21 protein-coding genes are annotated in these 16,495 nt (G+C 53.0%); 10 read left to right on the top strand and 11 right to left on the bottom strand.

Annotated elements, in window-relative coordinates; genetic code table 11:
- Nucleotides 1–63 precede the first annotated feature (63 nt).
- Together RC74_RS01135 and RC74_RS01130 are read left to right on the top strand one after the other, a co-directional pair.
- Nucleotides 64–903, top strand: coding sequence for a DMT family transporter (locus RC74_RS01135; RefSeq protein ID WP_039004534.1), 840 nt, complete (start codon nt 64–66; stop codon nt 901–903).
- A gap of 61 nt (nt 904–964) precedes the next feature.
- A complete protein-coding gene (locus RC74_RS01130; RefSeq protein ID WP_039004533.1) occupies nt 965–1,717 on the top strand; it encodes an alpha/beta fold hydrolase in 753 nt (250 codons plus the stop codon).
- On the opposite strand, the gene RC74_RS01125 is transcribed toward RC74_RS01130, so the two are convergent.
- The 3 genes from RC74_RS01125 to RC74_RS01115 form a co-directional block, all read right to left on the bottom strand.
- A complete protein-coding gene (locus tag RC74_RS01125; protein WP_039004389.1) occupies nt 1,714–2,802 on the bottom strand; it encodes a 5-(carboxyamino)imidazole ribonucleotide synthase in 1,089 nt (362 codons plus the stop codon). The genes RC74_RS01130 and RC74_RS01125 overlap by 4 nt on opposite strands.
- The gene (purE, locus tag RC74_RS01120) at nt 2,795–3,283 is read right to left on the bottom strand and encodes a 5-(carboxyamino)imidazole ribonucleotide mutase (RefSeq protein WP_039004388.1); all 489 of its coding nucleotides are present in this window, start codon (nt 3,281–3,283) and stop codon (nt 2,795–2,797) included. The genes RC74_RS01125 and purE overlap by 8 nt, the downstream gene beginning before the upstream one ends.
- Nucleotides 3,284–3,361: 78 nt before the next feature.
- Nucleotides 3,362–3,562 (bottom strand): YdcH family protein, encoded by a 201-nt coding sequence (locus tag RC74_RS01115; protein WP_082802387.1) that lies wholly within the window; start codon nt 3,560–3,562, stop codon nt 3,362–3,364.
- Between the two features lie 220 nt (nt 3,563–3,782).
- On the opposite strand from RC74_RS01115, the gene RC74_RS01110 reads away from it, so the two are divergent.
- Nucleotides 3,783–4,196 carry an Hsp20 family protein gene (locus RC74_RS01110; protein WP_039004386.1) on the top strand — a complete coding sequence of 138 codons (414 nt, stop codon included), beginning with the start codon at nt 3,783–3,785 and terminating at the stop codon, nt 4,194–4,196.
- Between the two features lie 22 nt (nt 4,197–4,218).
- Nucleotides 4,219–4,443, top strand: a complete 225-nt coding sequence (locus RC74_RS01105) for a DUF1150 family protein (protein WP_039004385.1) — start codon at nt 4,219–4,221, stop codon at nt 4,441–4,443.
- A gap of 99 nt (nt 4,444–4,542) precedes the next feature.
- Here the strand turns inward: RC74_RS01105 and RC74_RS01100 are convergent, their stop codons facing one another.
- Nucleotides 4,543–6,249, bottom strand: coding sequence for a bifunctional sulfate adenylyltransferase/adenylylsulfate kinase (locus tag RC74_RS01100; protein ID WP_039004384.1), 1,707 nt, complete (start codon nt 6,247–6,249; stop codon nt 4,543–4,545).
- Between the two features lie 247 nt (nt 6,250–6,496).
- Nucleotides 6,497–7,435: a thioredoxin-disulfide reductase gene (gene trxB / locus RC74_RS01095; protein ID WP_039004383.1), complete on the bottom strand. Its 939-nt coding sequence runs from the start codon at nt 7,433–7,435 to the stop codon at nt 6,497–6,499.
- A gap of 236 nt (nt 7,436–7,671) precedes the next feature.
- On the opposite strand from trxB, the gene RC74_RS01090 reads away from it, so the two are divergent.
- Complete coding sequence (locus RC74_RS01090; protein WP_039004382.1) at nt 7,672–8,172, top strand: Lrp/AsnC family transcriptional regulator; 501 nt, start codon at nt 7,672–7,674, stop codon at nt 8,170–8,172.
- Here the strand turns inward: RC74_RS01090 and RC74_RS01085 are convergent.
- The 5 genes from RC74_RS01085 to lgt all read right to left on the bottom strand — a co-directional run bounded on the left by RC74_RS01085 (nt 8,169) and on the right by lgt (nt 12,489).
- Entirely contained in the window at nt 8,169–8,960 is a 792-nt protein-coding gene (locus RC74_RS01085; protein ID WP_236940009.1) for a Hint domain-containing protein, read from the bottom strand. The two genes, RC74_RS01090 and RC74_RS01085, sit on opposite strands and share 4 nt — an antisense overlap.
- Before the next feature lie 369 nt (nt 8,961–9,329).
- Nucleotides 9,330–9,479: a hypothetical protein gene (locus RC74_RS22005; RefSeq protein ID WP_156477393.1), complete on the bottom strand. Its 150-nt coding sequence runs from the start codon at nt 9,477–9,479 to the stop codon at nt 9,330–9,332.
- Between the two features lie 270 nt (nt 9,480–9,749).
- A complete protein-coding gene (pgeF, locus tag RC74_RS01080) occupies nt 9,750–10,505 on the bottom strand; it encodes a peptidoglycan editing factor PgeF (RefSeq protein WP_039004381.1) in 756 nt (251 codons plus the stop codon).
- A 12-nt stretch (nt 10,506–10,517) separates the two neighbouring features.
- Nucleotides 10,518–11,582 carry a class I SAM-dependent methyltransferase gene (locus tag RC74_RS01075; protein ID WP_039004380.1) on the bottom strand — a complete coding sequence of 355 codons (1,065 nt, stop codon included), beginning with the start codon at nt 11,580–11,582 and terminating at the stop codon, nt 10,518–10,520.
- The gene (lgt, locus tag RC74_RS01070; RefSeq protein WP_039004531.1) at nt 11,575–12,489 is read right to left on the bottom strand and encodes a prolipoprotein diacylglyceryl transferase; all 915 of its coding nucleotides are present in this window, start codon (nt 12,487–12,489) and stop codon (nt 11,575–11,577) included. The genes RC74_RS01075 and lgt overlap by 8 nt, the downstream gene beginning before the upstream one ends.
- A gap of 102 nt (nt 12,490–12,591) precedes the next feature.
- Here lgt and RC74_RS01065 point away from each other — a divergent pair, with 102 nt between their 5' ends.
- From RC74_RS01065 to RC74_RS01045, 5 genes are all read left to right on the top strand, one after another.
- Nucleotides 12,592–12,882 (top strand): accessory factor UbiK family protein, encoded by a 291-nt coding sequence (locus RC74_RS01065; RefSeq protein WP_039004379.1) that lies wholly within the window; start codon nt 12,592–12,594, stop codon nt 12,880–12,882.
- Between the two features lie 308 nt (nt 12,883–13,190).
- Nucleotides 13,191–13,694, top strand: a complete 504-nt coding sequence (locus RC74_RS01060; protein WP_039004378.1) for a type III secretion system chaperone family protein — start codon at nt 13,191–13,193, stop codon at nt 13,692–13,694.
- Between the two features lie 31 nt (nt 13,695–13,725).
- Nucleotides 13,726–14,532 carry a pyrroline-5-carboxylate reductase gene (proC, locus tag RC74_RS01055; protein WP_039004377.1) on the top strand — a complete coding sequence of 269 codons (807 nt, stop codon included), beginning with the start codon at nt 13,726–13,728 and terminating at the stop codon, nt 14,530–14,532.
- The gene (locus RC74_RS01050; RefSeq protein ID WP_039004376.1) at nt 14,529–14,870 is read left to right on the top strand and encodes a tRNA-binding protein; all 342 of its coding nucleotides are present in this window, start codon (nt 14,529–14,531) and stop codon (nt 14,868–14,870) included. The genes proC and RC74_RS01050 overlap by 4 nt, the downstream gene beginning before the upstream one ends.
- A 13-nt stretch (nt 14,871–14,883) precedes the next feature.
- Complete coding sequence (locus RC74_RS01045; protein WP_039004375.1) at nt 14,884–15,840, top strand: 2-hydroxyacid dehydrogenase; 957 nt, start codon at nt 14,884–14,886, stop codon at nt 15,838–15,840.
- Here the strand turns inward: RC74_RS01045 and RC74_RS01040 are convergent.
- Complete coding sequence (locus RC74_RS01040) at nt 15,837–16,448, bottom strand: thymidine kinase (RefSeq protein ID WP_039004374.1); 612 nt, start codon at nt 16,446–16,448, stop codon at nt 15,837–15,839. The two genes, RC74_RS01045 and RC74_RS01040, sit on opposite strands and share 4 nt — an antisense overlap.
- Nucleotides 16,449–16,495: the final 47 nt, after the last annotated feature.

The following is a 16,495-nucleotide window of genomic DNA, read 5'->3' as shown; positions in this document are numbered from 1 at the left end:
TTGTTGAAGTTTTTAAAAATTCAATGCTCTTGCCCTAAAGGGCTGATGACGTCAAAAGGCGGTATGCGTCTTTTATTTCTAGTTGCCTTAGCAATGGTGGCCTTTGCTGCCAATTCTGTCCTCAATCGATTGGCCCTTGCTCAGATGGCCATTGATCCCGCAGGCTTCGCCGCAGTGCGCCTATTGTCAGGCGGGGTTTTCCTCTGGGTCGCGGTTTTGATGCGCGGCGGAAAAATTGCATCGGCAGGCGTGGGCGGCGTTGTCTCTCTTGCGGTGTATATGGTCGGTTTTTCCTTTGCTTACATCACTTTAGGCACGGGAGTAGGGGCGCTTATTCTGTTTGGCGGCGTTCAAGTTACCATGTTCGCAGGCGCTGTTTTCGCGCGGGAAAGCCTTCCAGCGGCACGATGGATTGGCGCCACTGTGGCCTTTGTAGGATTGATTTACTTGCTGTGGCCCTCAGAGAGCCAGTCTCTCCAAATATCTTTTGTGGGAGCGTTGATGATGTCTGCGGCGGCAGTCGGATGGGGGATTTACTCGCTGATCGGGCGGCATGCAATCGATCCATTGGCGACAACCGCCGGAAACTTTATCTTCGCGATTCCTTTGTCGCTTTTGGTTGTATTGTTGAGCGCGTCCCATGCCACATACACCGTCACGGGTGTTACCTTGGCCATAATCTCAGGGGTTGTCACATCAGGAATGGGCTATGTTGTTTGGTACGCAGTTTTGCCCAAACTCCCTTCCACGGTTGCGGCAATTTCCATGCTGACTGTCCCGATTATCGCGTCCATCGGCGGTGTTTTGATCCTGAACGAGCCTCTGACCAATAAGCTCGTGATCGCTACGGCACTGGTTTTGGCGGGTGTTTTGATTTCCCTCAAGCGTCCTTCCGCAGCGTGATCCTCACAGGTCAGGAATTCCCCTCGTATTTTTGCACAACGAGTCTTATATTTTGGCAATGATGAAACGTTTTTTAGTAGCCCTCTTTTTGTTATTGCCCGCATCTGCCTCGGCTGAATGCGTCATTTTTCTACATGGATTGGCGCGTGGATCGAACTCCCTATTCGCCCTTGAGCATTATTTGGTGTCAGAGGGCTATAAGGTCGTAAACCAAGGCTATCCTTCGACGAAAATGAAGGTACAGGACCTCGTTGAAATAACCTTCCCACCAGCCGTGGCCGCTTGCGGTGACGAGAAAATTAACTTTGTCACCCACTCTATGGGCGGGATTTTGGTGCGTGTCTGGGTCGCTGAAACTGAGCCTGAAAACTTAGGCCGTGTGGTCATGCTTGCGCCGCCAAATCATGGGTCGGAATTGGTGGATATCTTAGGGGATTTGGAGCCGTTTGAGTGGGTCAACGGACCTGCTGGGCTTCAATTGGGTACTGAAGCCGACGATATGATCGCCCGCATTCAAAAGTCACAATTTGAGCTCGGTGTTATTGCGGGGGATCAAAGCCTAAATCCAATCTACTCGGCCCTGATTGAAGGGCCCGATGATGGCAAGGTCTCTGTTGCCTCGACGCGCCTCGAGTGGGCGGCGGACCATATCGTTTTGCCTGTAAATCATACGTTTATGATGAATAACGCTTTGGTCATTCGACAGGTTTACACCTTCCTTGAGGAAGGAAAATTCGACCACAATCTAACGTGGACACAGGCGGTCGAGGATCTCCTTTTGACCCAAGACCTCCTGCCTGATTTTCTGCGCTAAGTTTTTGCGGGCTTTTTGGGGACGAGGCGGTTCACATGGCCCATTTTGCGGCCAGATTTTACATCCGCTTTTCCGTACAAATGAAGCGCGGCATTCCCTTCGGCGGCCAAGGTCGAAACGCGGTCCATATCGGTGCCAATCAGGTTGTGCATTTCTACGTCTGCATGGCGGGAACCATCCCCAAGGGGCCAGCCGACCACCGCGCGGATGTGTTGTTCGAACTGGTCGATCACACAGCCGTTTTGCGTCCAATGGCCCGAATTATGGACGCGTGGCGCGATCTCGTTGACGATTAAACCTTCGGATGTCACGAAAAGTTCGACCCCCATGACGCCAACATAATCCAATGCATTGAGGATGTTTGCTGTCAGTAGAACCGCGTCCATCCGTTGGCTTGATGTTAGCCGGGCAGGGACGGTCGTTGTGTGTAAAATCCCGTTGCGATGGACGTTTTCTCCGGGGTCATAACAGGACACCTGACCATCAATCGAGCGGGCCCCAATCACCGAGACTTCATGCGTAAAGTTGATGAAGCCTTCGAGCACGCTCGGCGCACCCGCCATGTTGGCGAAGGCCAACGGGGCATCAACGGGCGCCATAATCCGTGCCTGTCCCTTGCCGTCATAGCCAAAACGGCGCGTTTTAAGGATTGCTGGTGTGCCGATTGTTGCAAGAGCATCTGCCAGAGCTTCGAGTGTATCAACCGCCGCGTAAGGCGCTGTTTTCAAATCAAGACCGACAAGGAAGTCTTTTTCGGTGATCCTGTCTTGTGAGACGCGAAGGGCCTCGCGGCCCGGGCGAATTGGGCACAGAGACTCGAGGTGATCGAGGGCTTCGGTTGGGATGTTTTCAAATTCGTAAGTTATGACATCGACGCTTTTGGCAAAAGCTGTGAGAGCAGCCAAATCGTCGTAATTGGCCGTTGTGACCTTGGCTGCCACGTCGCCCGCTGGAGGGTTCACGCCAGGTTCAAAAATGTGACAGGCAAAGCCCAGACGCGAGGCCGCGACCGACAGCATTCTTCCAAGCTGCCCCCCGCCTAGAATTCCAATCGTCGCGCCGGTTTTTAGCATTGCTTCACTCATCACTTGGTTCTTCCGGAATGGAGGCTGCGAGGTCGTCGCGCCACTGGTCTAATCGCGCGGCAAGGTCTGGATCATTATTGGCCAGAATCCCAGCGGCCATGAGGCCCGCATTGGCGGCCCCCGCAGCGCCAATCGCCATCGTCGCGACGGGAAAGCCCTTAGGCATTTGGACGATGGAATAAAGGCTATCCACACCAGAAAGTGCGCGGGTCTGGATTGGCACGCCAACTACAGGAACACGGGTTTTACTCGCCATCATTCCGGGCAAATGCGCGGCACCACCGGCACCTGCAATAATAACCTGAAGGCCGCGCGACACGGCTGTTTTGCCATAAGCCCAAAGGCGGTCCGGCGTGCGGTGCGCGGATACAATTTTGGTCTCATAGGGCACGCCCAATTCGTCCAGAATTTCAGCGGCGAGTTTCATTGTTGGCCAGTCGCTTTGGCTGCCCATAATGATTCCAACTTTAACATCTATCATAACGTGCCCATTTCAGGGTTTGGGCCCAGTCTTTTGGGCCGAGTGCAATGGAAGCGGCACTATAGCTAACCTACGCGGCTAGGCAATGATATCGGGCGTCAGCTCGTCTTGGATTGCCGAAATTCGGTCTTTTAGCGACAGTTTTTTGGTCTTCATCCGCCGAAGTTGCAGCTGATCGGCCAAACGAGACTCCTCCAACGCATGAATCGCAAGATCTAGGTCGCGGTGCTCCTGAGTCAAAACGGATAGTTTTACCCGCAGAACGTCGTCTCGGGGCATTTCATTCGCAGTATCCGACATGGGTTTATTAACTTTCGACTCGCATTGATTTTGCCTGAAAATAGCGTGTTTTACCGCCAGCGGGGAAAAATATGTTACCTAAGGACAACGATAAATTAACGCCCCTTGCGACTCACCTCCAGCGTGCCCATATTTAATCTAAGCGGCCGCCGCAAAGCGGGGCCATAAATAGACAGTCGCTTTTGAGAAGGACGCGTCGATGACGAAACTTACACTCGGGTCTCACCCATTTTTATTGGGGTTTGATCAACTTGAACGCCTTGTTGAACGGACAGTCAAGTCCGGAAATGAAGGCTATCCTCCGTATAACATTGAACAAACCAGCGAAAACAGTTATCGAATATCTCTTGCTGTGGCGGGATTCGATGAGAAAGATCTGTCGATCACGGTTGAGAATAAACAACTTGTGGTTCGGGGGCGTCAATCTGAAGAAAGCGACGGTCGTGTGTATCTTCATCGCGGAATCGCCGGACGACAGTTCCAAAAGAGCTTTGTGCTGGCGGAAGGGGTGGAGGTTGGACATGCGAAAACCGAGAATGGCTTGTTGCATATCGATCTGACGCGCGCTGTACCCGATGTTGTGGTGCAAACAATTGAAATAAATCAGAAATAATCAATCGAGATTGGGGCTGGATATGAATACGAAAATGAAACTACCAAATGACGACAGCCGGATCGTTTACGTACGTCCTGTTGAGGTGGCCTCGCTGCCAATGGATATTCGACTGGAAATTCCAGAGCTTACGCGCGTTTATTCGGTACATAAGGCCAATGGAGAACAGGTGGCATTGGTGAATGACCGCCAAACTGCGTTTCACTTAGCGCTGGAAAATGATTTTGTACCGATGACGGTGCACTAATAAGTCCTATGCGCGCAAGGTTTTGAGCGATTCACGTAGGTTATAAAAGAAAATACCCCGGTTTTGCGACCGGGGTATTTTTTTGCTTAGAAGAAAAGCTTAGGCTGTAATTAGGCCCATGCTTTCAAGTTTAAGAATGACCTGATGCGCACAGTTATCGACATCAACGTTCTCGGTTTCCACAGACAGTTCTGGTGTTAGAGGAACGTCGTAGGGGTCTGAAATTCCAGTAAACTCTTTGATCTTCCCTTCGCGCGCAAGTTTGTACAGGCCTTTGCGATCCCGACGTTCACATTCTTCGATCGACGTGGCGACGTGGACTTCAATGAAGGCCCCGAATTGATCAACTTCTTCACGTACGGCGCGGCGGGTCGTTGCATAGGGCGCGATTGGCGCACAAATGGCGATGCCACCATTTTTGGTGATTTCGCTCGCAACATATCCGATGCGGCGGATGTTAAGGTCGCGGTGTTCTTTGCTAAACCCAAGTTCAGAGCTGAGGTTTTTACGCACGATATCACCATCAAGAAGCGTCACCGGACGGCCACCCATCTCCATAAGTTTTACCATTAAAGCATTAGCAATGGTCGATTTTCCTGAGCCAGAGAATCCGGTGAAAAAGACGGTAAAGCCTTGTTTCGCTCGGGCTGGGCGGGTCTTGCGTAATTCTTCTACAACGGTTGGGAAGCTAAACCATTCAGGAATTTCAAGCCCTTCCGAAAGGCGGCGGCGAAGCTCGGTGCCTGAGATGTTAAGAACAGTTACGCCCTCTTCAATCTCGTCCGCAGGTTCGTATTGAGCGCGTTCTTGCACATAGACCATGTGTTTGAAATCGACCATTTCGATGCCCATTTCCTCTTGGTGCACGCGGAATAAATCCTGCGCTTCATAGGGGCCATAGAAATCTTCGCCTTGGCTGTTTTTGCCGGGGCCCGCGTGGTCGCGACCAACGATAAAGTGGGTAACGCCGTGGTTCTTGCGGATCAAACCGTGCCAAACCGCTTCGCGTGGACCCGCCATGCGCATAGCAAGATTAAGGAGACTCATCGATGTTGTGGACGATGGATATTGATCCAAGACGGCTTCATAACACCGCACGCGCGTGAAGTGGTCAATGTCACCGGGTTTGGTGAGGCCAACAACAGGGTGGATTAGCAAGTTGGCTTGCACTTCTTTGGCGGCACGGAATGTCAGTTCTTGGTGGGCACGATGCAGCGGGTTACGCGTTTGAAACGCGACAACTTTACGCCAGCCCATTTTGCGGAAATAGGCGCGCAACTCATTTGGTGTGTCGCGACGGGCGCGGAAATCATAGTGTACCGGCTGTTGGATACCCGTAACTGGGCCACCGAGGTAAATTTTTCCGGCTTGGTTGTGCAAATAATTTACTGCCGGGTGCGCATCGTCATCGGCTCCGAAAACCTTCTCGGCTTCGAGGGATTTATTGGGTTCCCAACGGTCTGTCACGGTCAAGGTTGCGAGAATAACGCCTTCTTGGTCGCGCAGGGCGATATCTTGGCCCAATTCGAGGGTTTCGGCAAATGCTTCGCCAACGTCGAGCGTGATTGGCATCGGCCAAAGCGTGCCATCCGCAAGGCGCATGTTTTCAACGACGCCATTATAGTCGTCCTCGCCCAAGAAACCTTTGAGCGGATTGAAACCACCATTCATTAGGAGTTCTAGGTCGCAAATTTGACGCGGTGTTAGGTCCCACGAAACAAGGTCGGCTGCTTCTAGTTTCAATTTCTGCGCGGATTCATAGGAGACAAAAAGCTCTGGGATCGGGGCGAGGCTGGATACGGGCATAGGGTTACTCAATTCCAAAAAGGTAAATGCCCGTCATTCATGGGCGAAGAAGATTGCCGCGAAATAACGCGTTTAAGGTGTGAAATTCAAGCCAGCATCGGCCAGGTTTGCGAGTTGAGGCCAAAAACACATGGATTCGTTGGATTTTGGACGAATTTTCCGGATTTGGACGGTGGAGGGCAGAAATGGTTTCTATTTTGAAGTGGATAGGGCCGCCAGAGGGACAGGTTTCTGGCGGCCCCTGTTTCTATTCGCCTGCGAGGAATCGCTCGGCTTCGAGGGCGGCCATGCACCCCATGCCAGCCGATGTCACGGCTTGGCGGTATTTATGGTCCGTTAAGTCGCCGGCGGCGAAAATGCCTGCAATGGATGTTTCGGTGGAGTCCGGTTTGGTCACAACATAGCCTCCCATGTGGGTTTCGAGGACGTCTTTCACCAATTCGTTGCTTGGTGAATGCCCGATGGCCACAAAAACACCCTTGCAAGGGATCTCGGTGATTTCGCCAGTCTTAACGTTCTTTGTCCGAACACCCGTGACTCCCGTTGGATTGTCGTCGCCAACTACTTCGACCAATTCGTTAAACCAGAGCGGGAAGATTTTCTCATTCTTTTCAAGACGATCAATGAGAATTCTCTCTGCCCGAAGCTCGTCGCGGCGGTGAACAAGTGTAACTTTTGATGCGAATTTCGTTAAAAACAGCGCTTCTTCGACAGCTGTGTTGCCGCCACCTATGACAACGATTTCGTCACCGCGGTAAAAGAATCCGTCGCAGGTGGCACATGCCGAAACGCCAAAGCCTTTAAACTTCTCTTCACTCTCAAGGCCAAGCCATTTGGCCCGCGCACCGGTAGCGAGGATCACGGCATCGGCGGTGTAAATCGTGCCGCTGTCACCAACGGCGATAAACGGACGTTTGGAAGTGTCGAGTGAGGTGATTATGTCGCTAATCACCTCGGTACCCACGGCGCGCGCATGGGCCTCCATGTTAATCATGAGATCAGGCCCCTGAATTTCCGTGTGGCCAGGCCAGTTTTCGACTTCGGTTGTTGTCGTCAATTGGCCGCCGGGTTCGATGCCCTGAACTAGAATCGGTTCAAGCATGGCACGGCTTGCATAGACCGCAGCAGTATACCCAGCAGGCCCAGATCCAATTATCAAAACTTTTGTGTGACGCGTTTCGGCCATTTGGCCCCCCAAATTTCTAGAAATTGCAAAGTTGCCCTAGATATAGACAGTCAATTGGCCCACGGAAACCCTTGGCCGCAGAATTGTTTGACCTGTCGCGCTATGAACTGGAAGTTCCATTTGTTGCGCAGTTGTGAAATATTATTGCGTGTGGGGTGGATGTTAAGTACAATCGCGAAAATCCAAGAGTACTTAGGGTGCATTTGGCAAAAATCAAAAGAACAAGAGGAAAACTTATGCCGATAGCCAAGCTCGACCCCATTGACCGCAAAATCCTTGCTGAGCTTCAGGCTGACGGCCGCATGACCAACGTTGAACTGGCGAAACGAGTCGGCATTTCGGCCCCTCCTTGTTTGCGTCGGGTGCGTACTCTCGAGGAATCGGGATTTATTCGCGGCTATCATGCGGATGTGAATTCGCGGGCCCTTGGTTTTGAGGTTCTGGTCTTTGCCATGGTCGGATTGCAATCACAGGCGGAGGTTGATCTCTCGGCGTTTGAGGCACTGTGCCAAGGTTGGCCGTTGGTCAGAGAGTGCCATATGCTCAATGGTGAGGTGGATTTCATCCTGAAGTGCGCAGCACCAGATCTGTCGACATTTCAATCTTTTCTGACAGGAGATCTTTTGACCGCCCGCAATGTTGCGAGTGTCAAAACATCATTGGTCATCCGCGGCGCTAAAGACGAACCTGGCGTGCCTTTCGAGGTCTTGGAGCAGCGGTTAGCGCAGACTTCCTAAGCGGCAAACCCCGCAAAAACCTGTCCGAGGGCATCGTCTTCCTCTATTCTGGGAAGACACAAGGTGCCAAAATTATCCACGGTTTCGCAATGGGGGAAAAGCCCCATGAACAGAGGTAGCATTTCGCGGCTGAGGCTCATTTCGGCTGAGTTTCCAGGATGATAGCTCTCGATTTCCAGCCCATTCACCCGCAGAATTTGGTGTGTTTCAAAAGCCAAATGGTAAACACGTACGGGCGTAAAGGGAGTGACGGAAAATACGGTCTCGCCGTTTTGCATGGTCGCGACAGGTGCCAAAACTTGGCCTTTGGTTCGATGTCGCACCGTAAGGCGCGCTTTTGGGCCAAGAATGAGATCTGGCATGGGACGACCGAGCCCGAAACTATCGGCCGCAATACGAGTTAGAAAACCCATCTCAGGCGACTGGCCGCGCGCTCCTGCGAGGGAATCGGGAACCAATGTCGTACTGCCTATCCATAACAGCGTTTGAAAACCGTTTTCGGTGGTTTGCAAACGCATACCGGGCAGGAGATCTTCAACAGCAGTCAGTCCCGCTTCAGTGGAAAAAAGAGATCCACGGGCAATAGCCGCAAAAGCATCTTCAAAAATGGGGAGGGACGGAGCGATTTGCGAGAACTCTTCGACGTCGCCAAAAGAGTTCAGATGGGCGACCTCGTATTTCCGCATCAGAGGCATTGCGCGGAGAGGGCGCCCATTTGAACGAGCAACACGGGTCTTAGGGTCCCGTGGATTCGTCGCGAGGCTGGCGACGGGTTGGTGGGAGTGCATGTAATAGTCCTTTCGGTGCATTACATCTGCATTGGCCCCACCATTGCAGAAATTCTTATGCTCCTAAAATGGTCCAAAATTCAGTCTATTGTCAAAGGTTTGGTTCATTTGAGGTCCGGAGCGTGCGCAATGACCCTCAAGACCATAGATTGTTTCCGCAGGCGGGACGTTTTCGCCTTAATTGAATTTTCAACGGCGGTATCACCCTGAAAATGCCAAGAATCGGCAGGCCTTCAAGTGTGGGTTGGAAATAGAGCTGGCGCAAAAAGAAAACCACCACAGCCGAGGCCATGGTGGTTAAAAAAGTGCAATAAATCCACTAAGGGGGTCGCTACGCGAAGGGAAAAACGCGCAGTCTAGGGATATAACCTAGGCGCGAACCTGTTTTACTGCCTCTGCTGCACGCAGGCGGCGAGCGATCATTGCGGCGCGACGGTTGCCACGCTCCCATGGCATTGCTGGCTGTGCTTTAGCACTTTCAGCGATTACTGCTTTCATCCGGCGGTTCTCTTTAGCCATGGGGTCTGCTCCTCGTTTAAATCGGTGTTCAACTCGGTGGGCGATGCGCCCGTTGTAATTTCTGATCTCAATATGCGCAGCAAAGTGGCCCTAGGTTGGGACAAATTGTGAAAAATTCGCGCCATTTGGCATTAATCCGGTTGGGTTTTGTTGAAACCCATGTTCCGCCCGTAAAACAAGGGCGTTTGTCGTCAATAATTATTCCAATTGGTCGTTATGTGCAGGATTGTTTCCGTTATTGCGGCAAAAATGGGGCGCAATTCTCGGTTTTCAGAGCCGGATACAGGAAATGAGGCGCCCATAGTCGGCCTCTTTTTTGTGGACCGAACGTCGGTAGGAAAAGAATCGCTCTGAATCCGAGTAGGTGCAGTGATTTGTATATTCCGCAAAGCCGATTCCTGCCGTGCGCAAAATATGCAAACCGTACGACGGCAGGTCAAAATGCATGCGATCGCCGACGCCTCCGCTAAAAAAACGACTAAGGCTGTTGTCTTGAAGTATAAACGTGTCAAAAAATTCGGGTCCGACTTCGTAAGCCGCTTGGCTGATGCTCGGACCAATAACGGCGGTCGTGTTTTCGCGCGCCGCTCCGAGGGCCTCCATGGCGTCCAAAGTGGCCTCTAATACACCGTTCATCGCACCCTTCCAGCCGGCGTGTGCGGCACCAATCACGCCCGCTGAAGAATCCGCGAATAGGACAGGTTGGCAGTCCGCTGTCAGGATTGCGAGGGCAAGGTTCGGGGTTGCAGTAACGATTGCGTCGGCTTGGACCGCTGGCTCATCTGGTCCCTTAGCCACATGCACTTTTGCAGAGTGAACTTGATGTACGCCGCAAAGGTGGTTTGGCGCGACTTGCATCGCTTGGGCGACACGATCGCGATTAACATGGACGGCTTCGCTTTGGTCGGAGGAACCGAAGCCACAATTGAGGCCAGAGAAAATTCCCGACGACGCACCGCCTTTACGCGTAAAAAAGCCGTGCCGAAAAGGTGTGAGGCTATCTGCGGTGAGGATTTCAAGGGTCATGGCTAGTTCGCTTTACTCAAGTCCAGGAGGTGCCGCCTGTCCGCGAGGGGTGAGAGAGAGCACTTTGAAGAGGTTCCCCATTTCTTTGGGGTGGGTCAAGCGCCGATGTGCCGCAACATGGCTGGTAAGGGCGGGCCCCGTGAGATTTAGGGCAAGTTTGCGCGCGCGGGGCGTAATGCCGAGCCGTTCCAAAAACACGCCTTGCGGGATCATTTTCGAAACCGTGCATCCCTTTGCCGCTTCGCTTAGCGCCTCAAAATCGACATGTGCGGTCAAGTCCGCTTGTCCGGGTGTCGTGAGGGGCGACACTTTTTCATGCGCGCTGATGGCTTGGAATGTGTCGCCAAGGCTGCGCCAATCACCATAGTCGATGAACAGGGCTGCACCGCCATAAGCCGAAATGCGTGTGGCAATCTCTTGAGTGATCGACATGGCTGCGGAGCAAATTTCCACCATATCTCCGGTTTTGGTGTCTGCGAGACGCCCCGCAAGGGATTCGATTTCTTGCGGGTCATTCAGGCCAAAGCGCAGGGTTTCATCCTGCCAGCCGATCCGGCGTTCGCACCATGTTGCGCCCTTGGAGCGAATGAATTGGCGGATGGGTAGCGCATCGAAAAACTCGTTTGCGACTAAATATAAGGGGCGGTCGGGGAGGGACGTGACCTGACGGTGCCACGTCACGTCATATTCCGCCAAGGCATCCGCTTGACGCGCGCGCAGCGGTTCGGAGGCTTCAATCAGATGGATTTTTAAGGCCGCGTGAAATCCGTCTACGGATCTGGTTGATCGCAGGATATCGTTCATCAGCGTCCCACGTCCGGGGCCAAGTTCTGCGAGAAGTATTTGATCTGGCTCACCTTGTGACATCCAGGTTTGAGCGAGGCAAAGACCGATCATTTCCCCAAACATTTGGCTGATTTCTGGCGAGGTGGTGAAGTCTCCCGCTTCGCCCAAAGGGTCGCGTGTTGTGTAATACCCTTGGGTTGGGTGCAGCAAACATTCGGCCATATAATCGGCAACCGTGAGGGGGCCGTCAGCGGCGATTCGGGCTTTAAGGTGTTGGGATAGATCAGACATATTTTTTCTTAGCATGGTGGCGTGCCCAAAAGATGAATCCCAATCCGACAGCGATCATGGGCAGGGAAAGTAGCTGCCCTTTTGATACGCCCCAGTCACCAAAGCGCAAAGCATAACCAAGTGGATTGTCGGGCGTGATATAGATTGCGTCTGCCTGTCGAAAGAATTCTACAAAGAACCGCGCCGTGCCGTAGCCTGCAAAGAAAAGGCCCATCGTTTGCCCCGGTATTTTGAGCCAGTCGCGCTTGAAAACCAGATAGATCAGGATACCGCCGAGCAAAAGTCCCTCTAGACCCGCTTCATAAAGCTGGCTTGGGTGGCGTGCGCAAAGCCCATCGCCCACCAATCCGACTGGGCCAAGGCAGTACTGTGCGTCTGTACCCGGGAAAATAACGGCCCACGGGACGTCACTGGGGTGGCCCCAAAGTTCGGCGTTAATGAAATTCGCGAGACGCCCAAGGAGGAGACCAACAGGTGCGGACATGGCGATAACGTCGCCAAGGCTTAAACGTGCGATGCCGTTGCGGGTGGCATAAATCCATGCGGCAACCACCACACCAAGAAAGCCCCCATGAAAGGACATTCCACCTTGCCATACGAATAGGATTTCGCTGGGGTGGCTGAAGTAATAGTCGCTTGCATAGAAGAATACATACCCCAAGCGGCCCCCAAGGACGACGCCCAAGATCGACCACGTCAACAAATCCTCAACCCGCGCAGGCTCCATTATGGGGGTGTTGTCCGGCCAAAGCGTCGGGCGACGCAGGGCCGCAACCACGAGTCGCCATGCAATGAGAATCCCCACAATATATGCAAGGGCGTACCAGCGCAGAGCAAAGCTGAAACCACCAAGATTTAGGGTGAAAATTTCGGGCGAAATTTCGGGGAAGGGGAGGGACGCTATCATGCGCCTATCTGCCTCGGAAAAAACAGGCAAGTCAAGGTTGCGATTGTCCTGAATAACCCCCATATACTAGATGTTATACATCCTTCGACGTTGGAGTGCGTTATGCAAACCCGAAACAAGATCCTAGACGATATTTCGCAACTCATGAGCAATGCCGCCGGTGTTGCGCAGGGCGCCAAAAGCGAAGCCGAGACCGCAATGAAGGGGTTTGTGGATCGTTGGATGGCGGACCGCGATTTTGTGTCCCGCGATGAATTTGATGCGGTGCGCGCGATGGCGCAAAAGGCGCGTGAAGAAAATGAGGTGTTGAAAGCCCGTCTTGATGCGTTGGAAGCAAACCCTGGTCCTGCCAAGAAGACGCCCGCCAAGAAGGCCGCGCCCAAAAAGGTGTAATAAACCTTCAGAGATTCGAGATTGAGGGCGCATTTAGCGCCCTTTTTGCGTTTTTGGGCCGAATCTATTGCTAGGCCGCACGCGGTTTAGGGCTTCGGGAAGCCACGCGCCCCCTAGATGTAGCGCAATTTTCTCTAATTTGACGGCTTATCCACAACTTATTGGGGGTTGGGGCTAAATATTGCTTTACAGGTCGCTTTGTATCCCACACCATATTTTGTGTATTCAATCGATGATCTGCCTTTAATTGGTGTGATCCCCTAAGTTCTTGTGGGTCTTTCTACAAGAAACAACATCTGAGGCCGAGCATGTCCCTATCTGAACAATTTTATCTAGAAGACGATGCGCACCCGATTGATATGGTTGAATCGCTGGCCCAGCATCATGCATGGGAGTTCGAACGGGTTGCGGATGATCAGATCGCGATGGCGGTTGAAGGACAATGGCGGACGTATTCGATAACGCTCGCGTGGTCTGCGCAAGACGAAACATTGCGCTTAATTTGTACGTTTGAGATGGAGCCTCCTGCTGATAAGTTGCCGAAACTGTTCGAAACGCTCAACCTTGTGAATGATGCATGTTGGACGGGGGCGTTTACATATTGGCACGAACAACGCTTGATGGTTTATCGCTATGGATTGGTGCTGACGGGTGGCCAACAGGCGGGGTCAGAACAGATCAACACGTTGATCAATGCGGCGGTAACCTCCTCTGAGCGGTACTACCCCGCGTTCCAATTGGCGAACTGGGGCGATCAATCCCCCGAAGAGGCGCTGCAAGTTGCCATTGCAGAGGCCTACGGTCGCGCATAACCTTCGCCAAATCAAATAGGGAATTGAGCGAATGGAAGATATTAAAGCGCGCGGACTTGTCCTTTTGGGCTGTGGTAAAATGGGGTCAGCCATGTTGGCAGGCTGGATCGCAAAAGGTCTTCCTGCGACGTCGGTCTGGATTCTTGACCCGTTTCCGTCGGATTGGCTGAAATCCCTCGGCGTTCACCTCAACGAAGATTTGCCCGCAAATCCTGCAATCGTAATTGTGGCCGTTAAGCCGCAAATGATGGACGAAGCTTTGCCGATTTTAATACCGCACGGCAATGGCGAGACACTGTTTTTGTCGGTTGTGGCGGGACGCCCAATCAAGAGTTTTGAGGCGGCGCTGGGCGCAAATACACCAGTGATCCGCTCCGTGCCCAATACACCCGCCGCCATATCGCACGGGATCACGGCGATTTTTGGCAACGATCATACCAGCCAAGCGCAAATGCAACAGGCCGAGACTCTCTTGTCCGCGGTCGGACAGGTGGTGCGTCTTGAAAACGAAGGGCAATTGGATGCGGTGACAGCTGTTTCGGGATCGGGTCCCGCCTATGTTTTCCACTTGATCGAAACACTGGCCGCAGCCGGAGAAGCGCAAGGTTTACCCGCCGGTCTGGCCATGCAACTGGCTAAGGCAACAGTCGGTGGCGCGGGTCATCTGGCGGAAATGGCCGACGAAGATCCAACACAGTTGCGGATCAATGTCACGAGCCCCGCGGGAACCACTGCGGCGGCCCTTGCGGTTTTGATGGACCCAGAAACGGGTTTCCCGCCTCTGTTGCAGCGCGCCGTTAAAGCCGCAACAGAGCGGTCCCGTGAGTTGGCCAAATGAGCGAGGTAATCGACTTTGACGCCTTCCTAAAGGTGGATATCCGCAAAGGGACAGTGGTGCGGGCCGAACCATATCCCGAGGCCCGCAAACCAGCGATCAAGCTTTGGATCGATTTTGGCGGCGACATTGGCATTAAGAAAACCTCCGCCCAAATCACTAAGCACTACACGCCCGAAAAGTTGGTCGACACCCAAGTCCTAGCCGTTGTTAATTTTCCGCCCCGTCAAGTTGGCAAATTTATGTCGGAGGTTCTGGTGCTGGGCCTGGGTGACAAGAACGACGATATTGTCCTTATTCGGCCGGAAATTACCGTTCCGAATGGGGCTAGAATGCACTAAACGCTGAGGCTTTATGCAAAAAATTCTGATTACCCGAACACTACCTGACCGCGTTCTTGACGCTGCAAATGCGCGATTTGACGTCACATTGCGCGAGGCGGACGTCCCAATGACCGTGGCCGAGGCCGCGCAGGCGCTCAGTGATTACGACGGGATTCTGCCGACATTGGGAGACGCGTTTTCGGCCGATTGCTTTGCGCTCACTCCTGCGCCGCGGTGCAAAATCCTTGCGAATTTCGGTGTGGGTTATAACCACATCGATGTGAGTGCGGCGGCCAAGGTCGGCGTTTTTGTGAGCAACACCCCGGGGGCGGTCACCGATGCGACTGCAGACATCGCTATGACCCTACTTTTGATGGCGGGACGCCGCGCAGGCGAGGGCGAGCGGATGGTGCGCGCGGGCGAATGGCAAGGCTGGGGACCAGTCCAAAATCTGGGAACCCATGTGACGGGAAAAACCGTGGCGATTCTTGGGATGGGACGGATTGGCAAAGCTATCGCCCGTCGCTGCCACTTTGGTTTTGAGATGGAAGTCGTGTTTTTTAATCGATCGGTCGTGGATAATATCGGCCTCCCAGCCGTTCAAAAGCCAACGATTGAAGAGGCGGTTTCCGGTGCAGATTTCGTGATCACGGCCGTTCCAGGGTCACCGGAAACGTATCATTTTATTGATGAGGATATCTTTGCGGCGATGAAGTCCTCGGCCATTTTCGTGAATATTTCGCGTGGCGATGTTGTAGATGAGGCGGCCCTTATTGCTGCCCTTCAAGATGGCGAAATCGCGGGGGCTGGGCTCGATGTTTATGAACAGGAACCTTTTGTGCCAGAAGCTCTGAGGGCGCTCGATAACGCGACGCTCTTGCCGCATTTAGGGACCGCCGCTTTGGAAGTTCGCGAGGCAATGGGTATGATGGCGTTCGAAAACCTATGCGCGGTCGCCGACGGAAACGCTCCGCCAAACAAAGTTTAAGCGACTGATTTCACGTATTTTCGCGAGATGTCTTCGCCCATGGCCGCGCGCCAGTGACGGCGGCATAGGGACACGTAGGTTTCGTTGCCGCCAATCTGAACTTGGGCGCCTTCCTTGAGCACATTCCCCTGATCATCTTGGCGGATAACCATGGTTGCCTTTTTACCGCAATAACAGATGGTACGGGCTTCGCGCATTTCGTCCGCGAGAGCCAAGAGCGCCGCCGATCCGGGGAACAGTTCGCCTTGAAAATCGACACGCAGACCGTAACACATAATCGGAATTCGCAAGTCATCAACGGCACGGGCCAATTGCCAGACTTGTTCTTTCTCTAGGAATTGCGACTCGTCGATAAACACACAGGCACAGGGGCCGCTTAGCATACGCGCTTGAATTTTCGCAAAGAGATCTTCGCCTGTCTCAAACGTATCAGCGTCTTCACCAATGCCAATTCGCGAGGCAATGCGCCCTTCGCCCGCGCGCTTGTCAAACCGCGCAGTCAGCAGATAGGTGTCCATGCCGCGCTCGCGATAATTATGTGCGGCCTGCAGTAGGATCGTAGATTTCCCTGCGTTCATGGTCGAAAAGTGAAAATAGAGTTTTGCCATGGGCGGAAACTATATTGCCGCCCGATTAGGATCAAGTATTAGACCGT

The organism is Falsihalocynthiibacter arcticus (assembly GCF_000812665.2).
Classification (GTDB): domain Bacteria; phylum Pseudomonadota; class Alphaproteobacteria; order Rhodobacterales; family Rhodobacteraceae; genus Falsihalocynthiibacter; species Falsihalocynthiibacter arcticus.
This window is presented reverse-complemented; position numbering and strand designations above follow the sequence as displayed.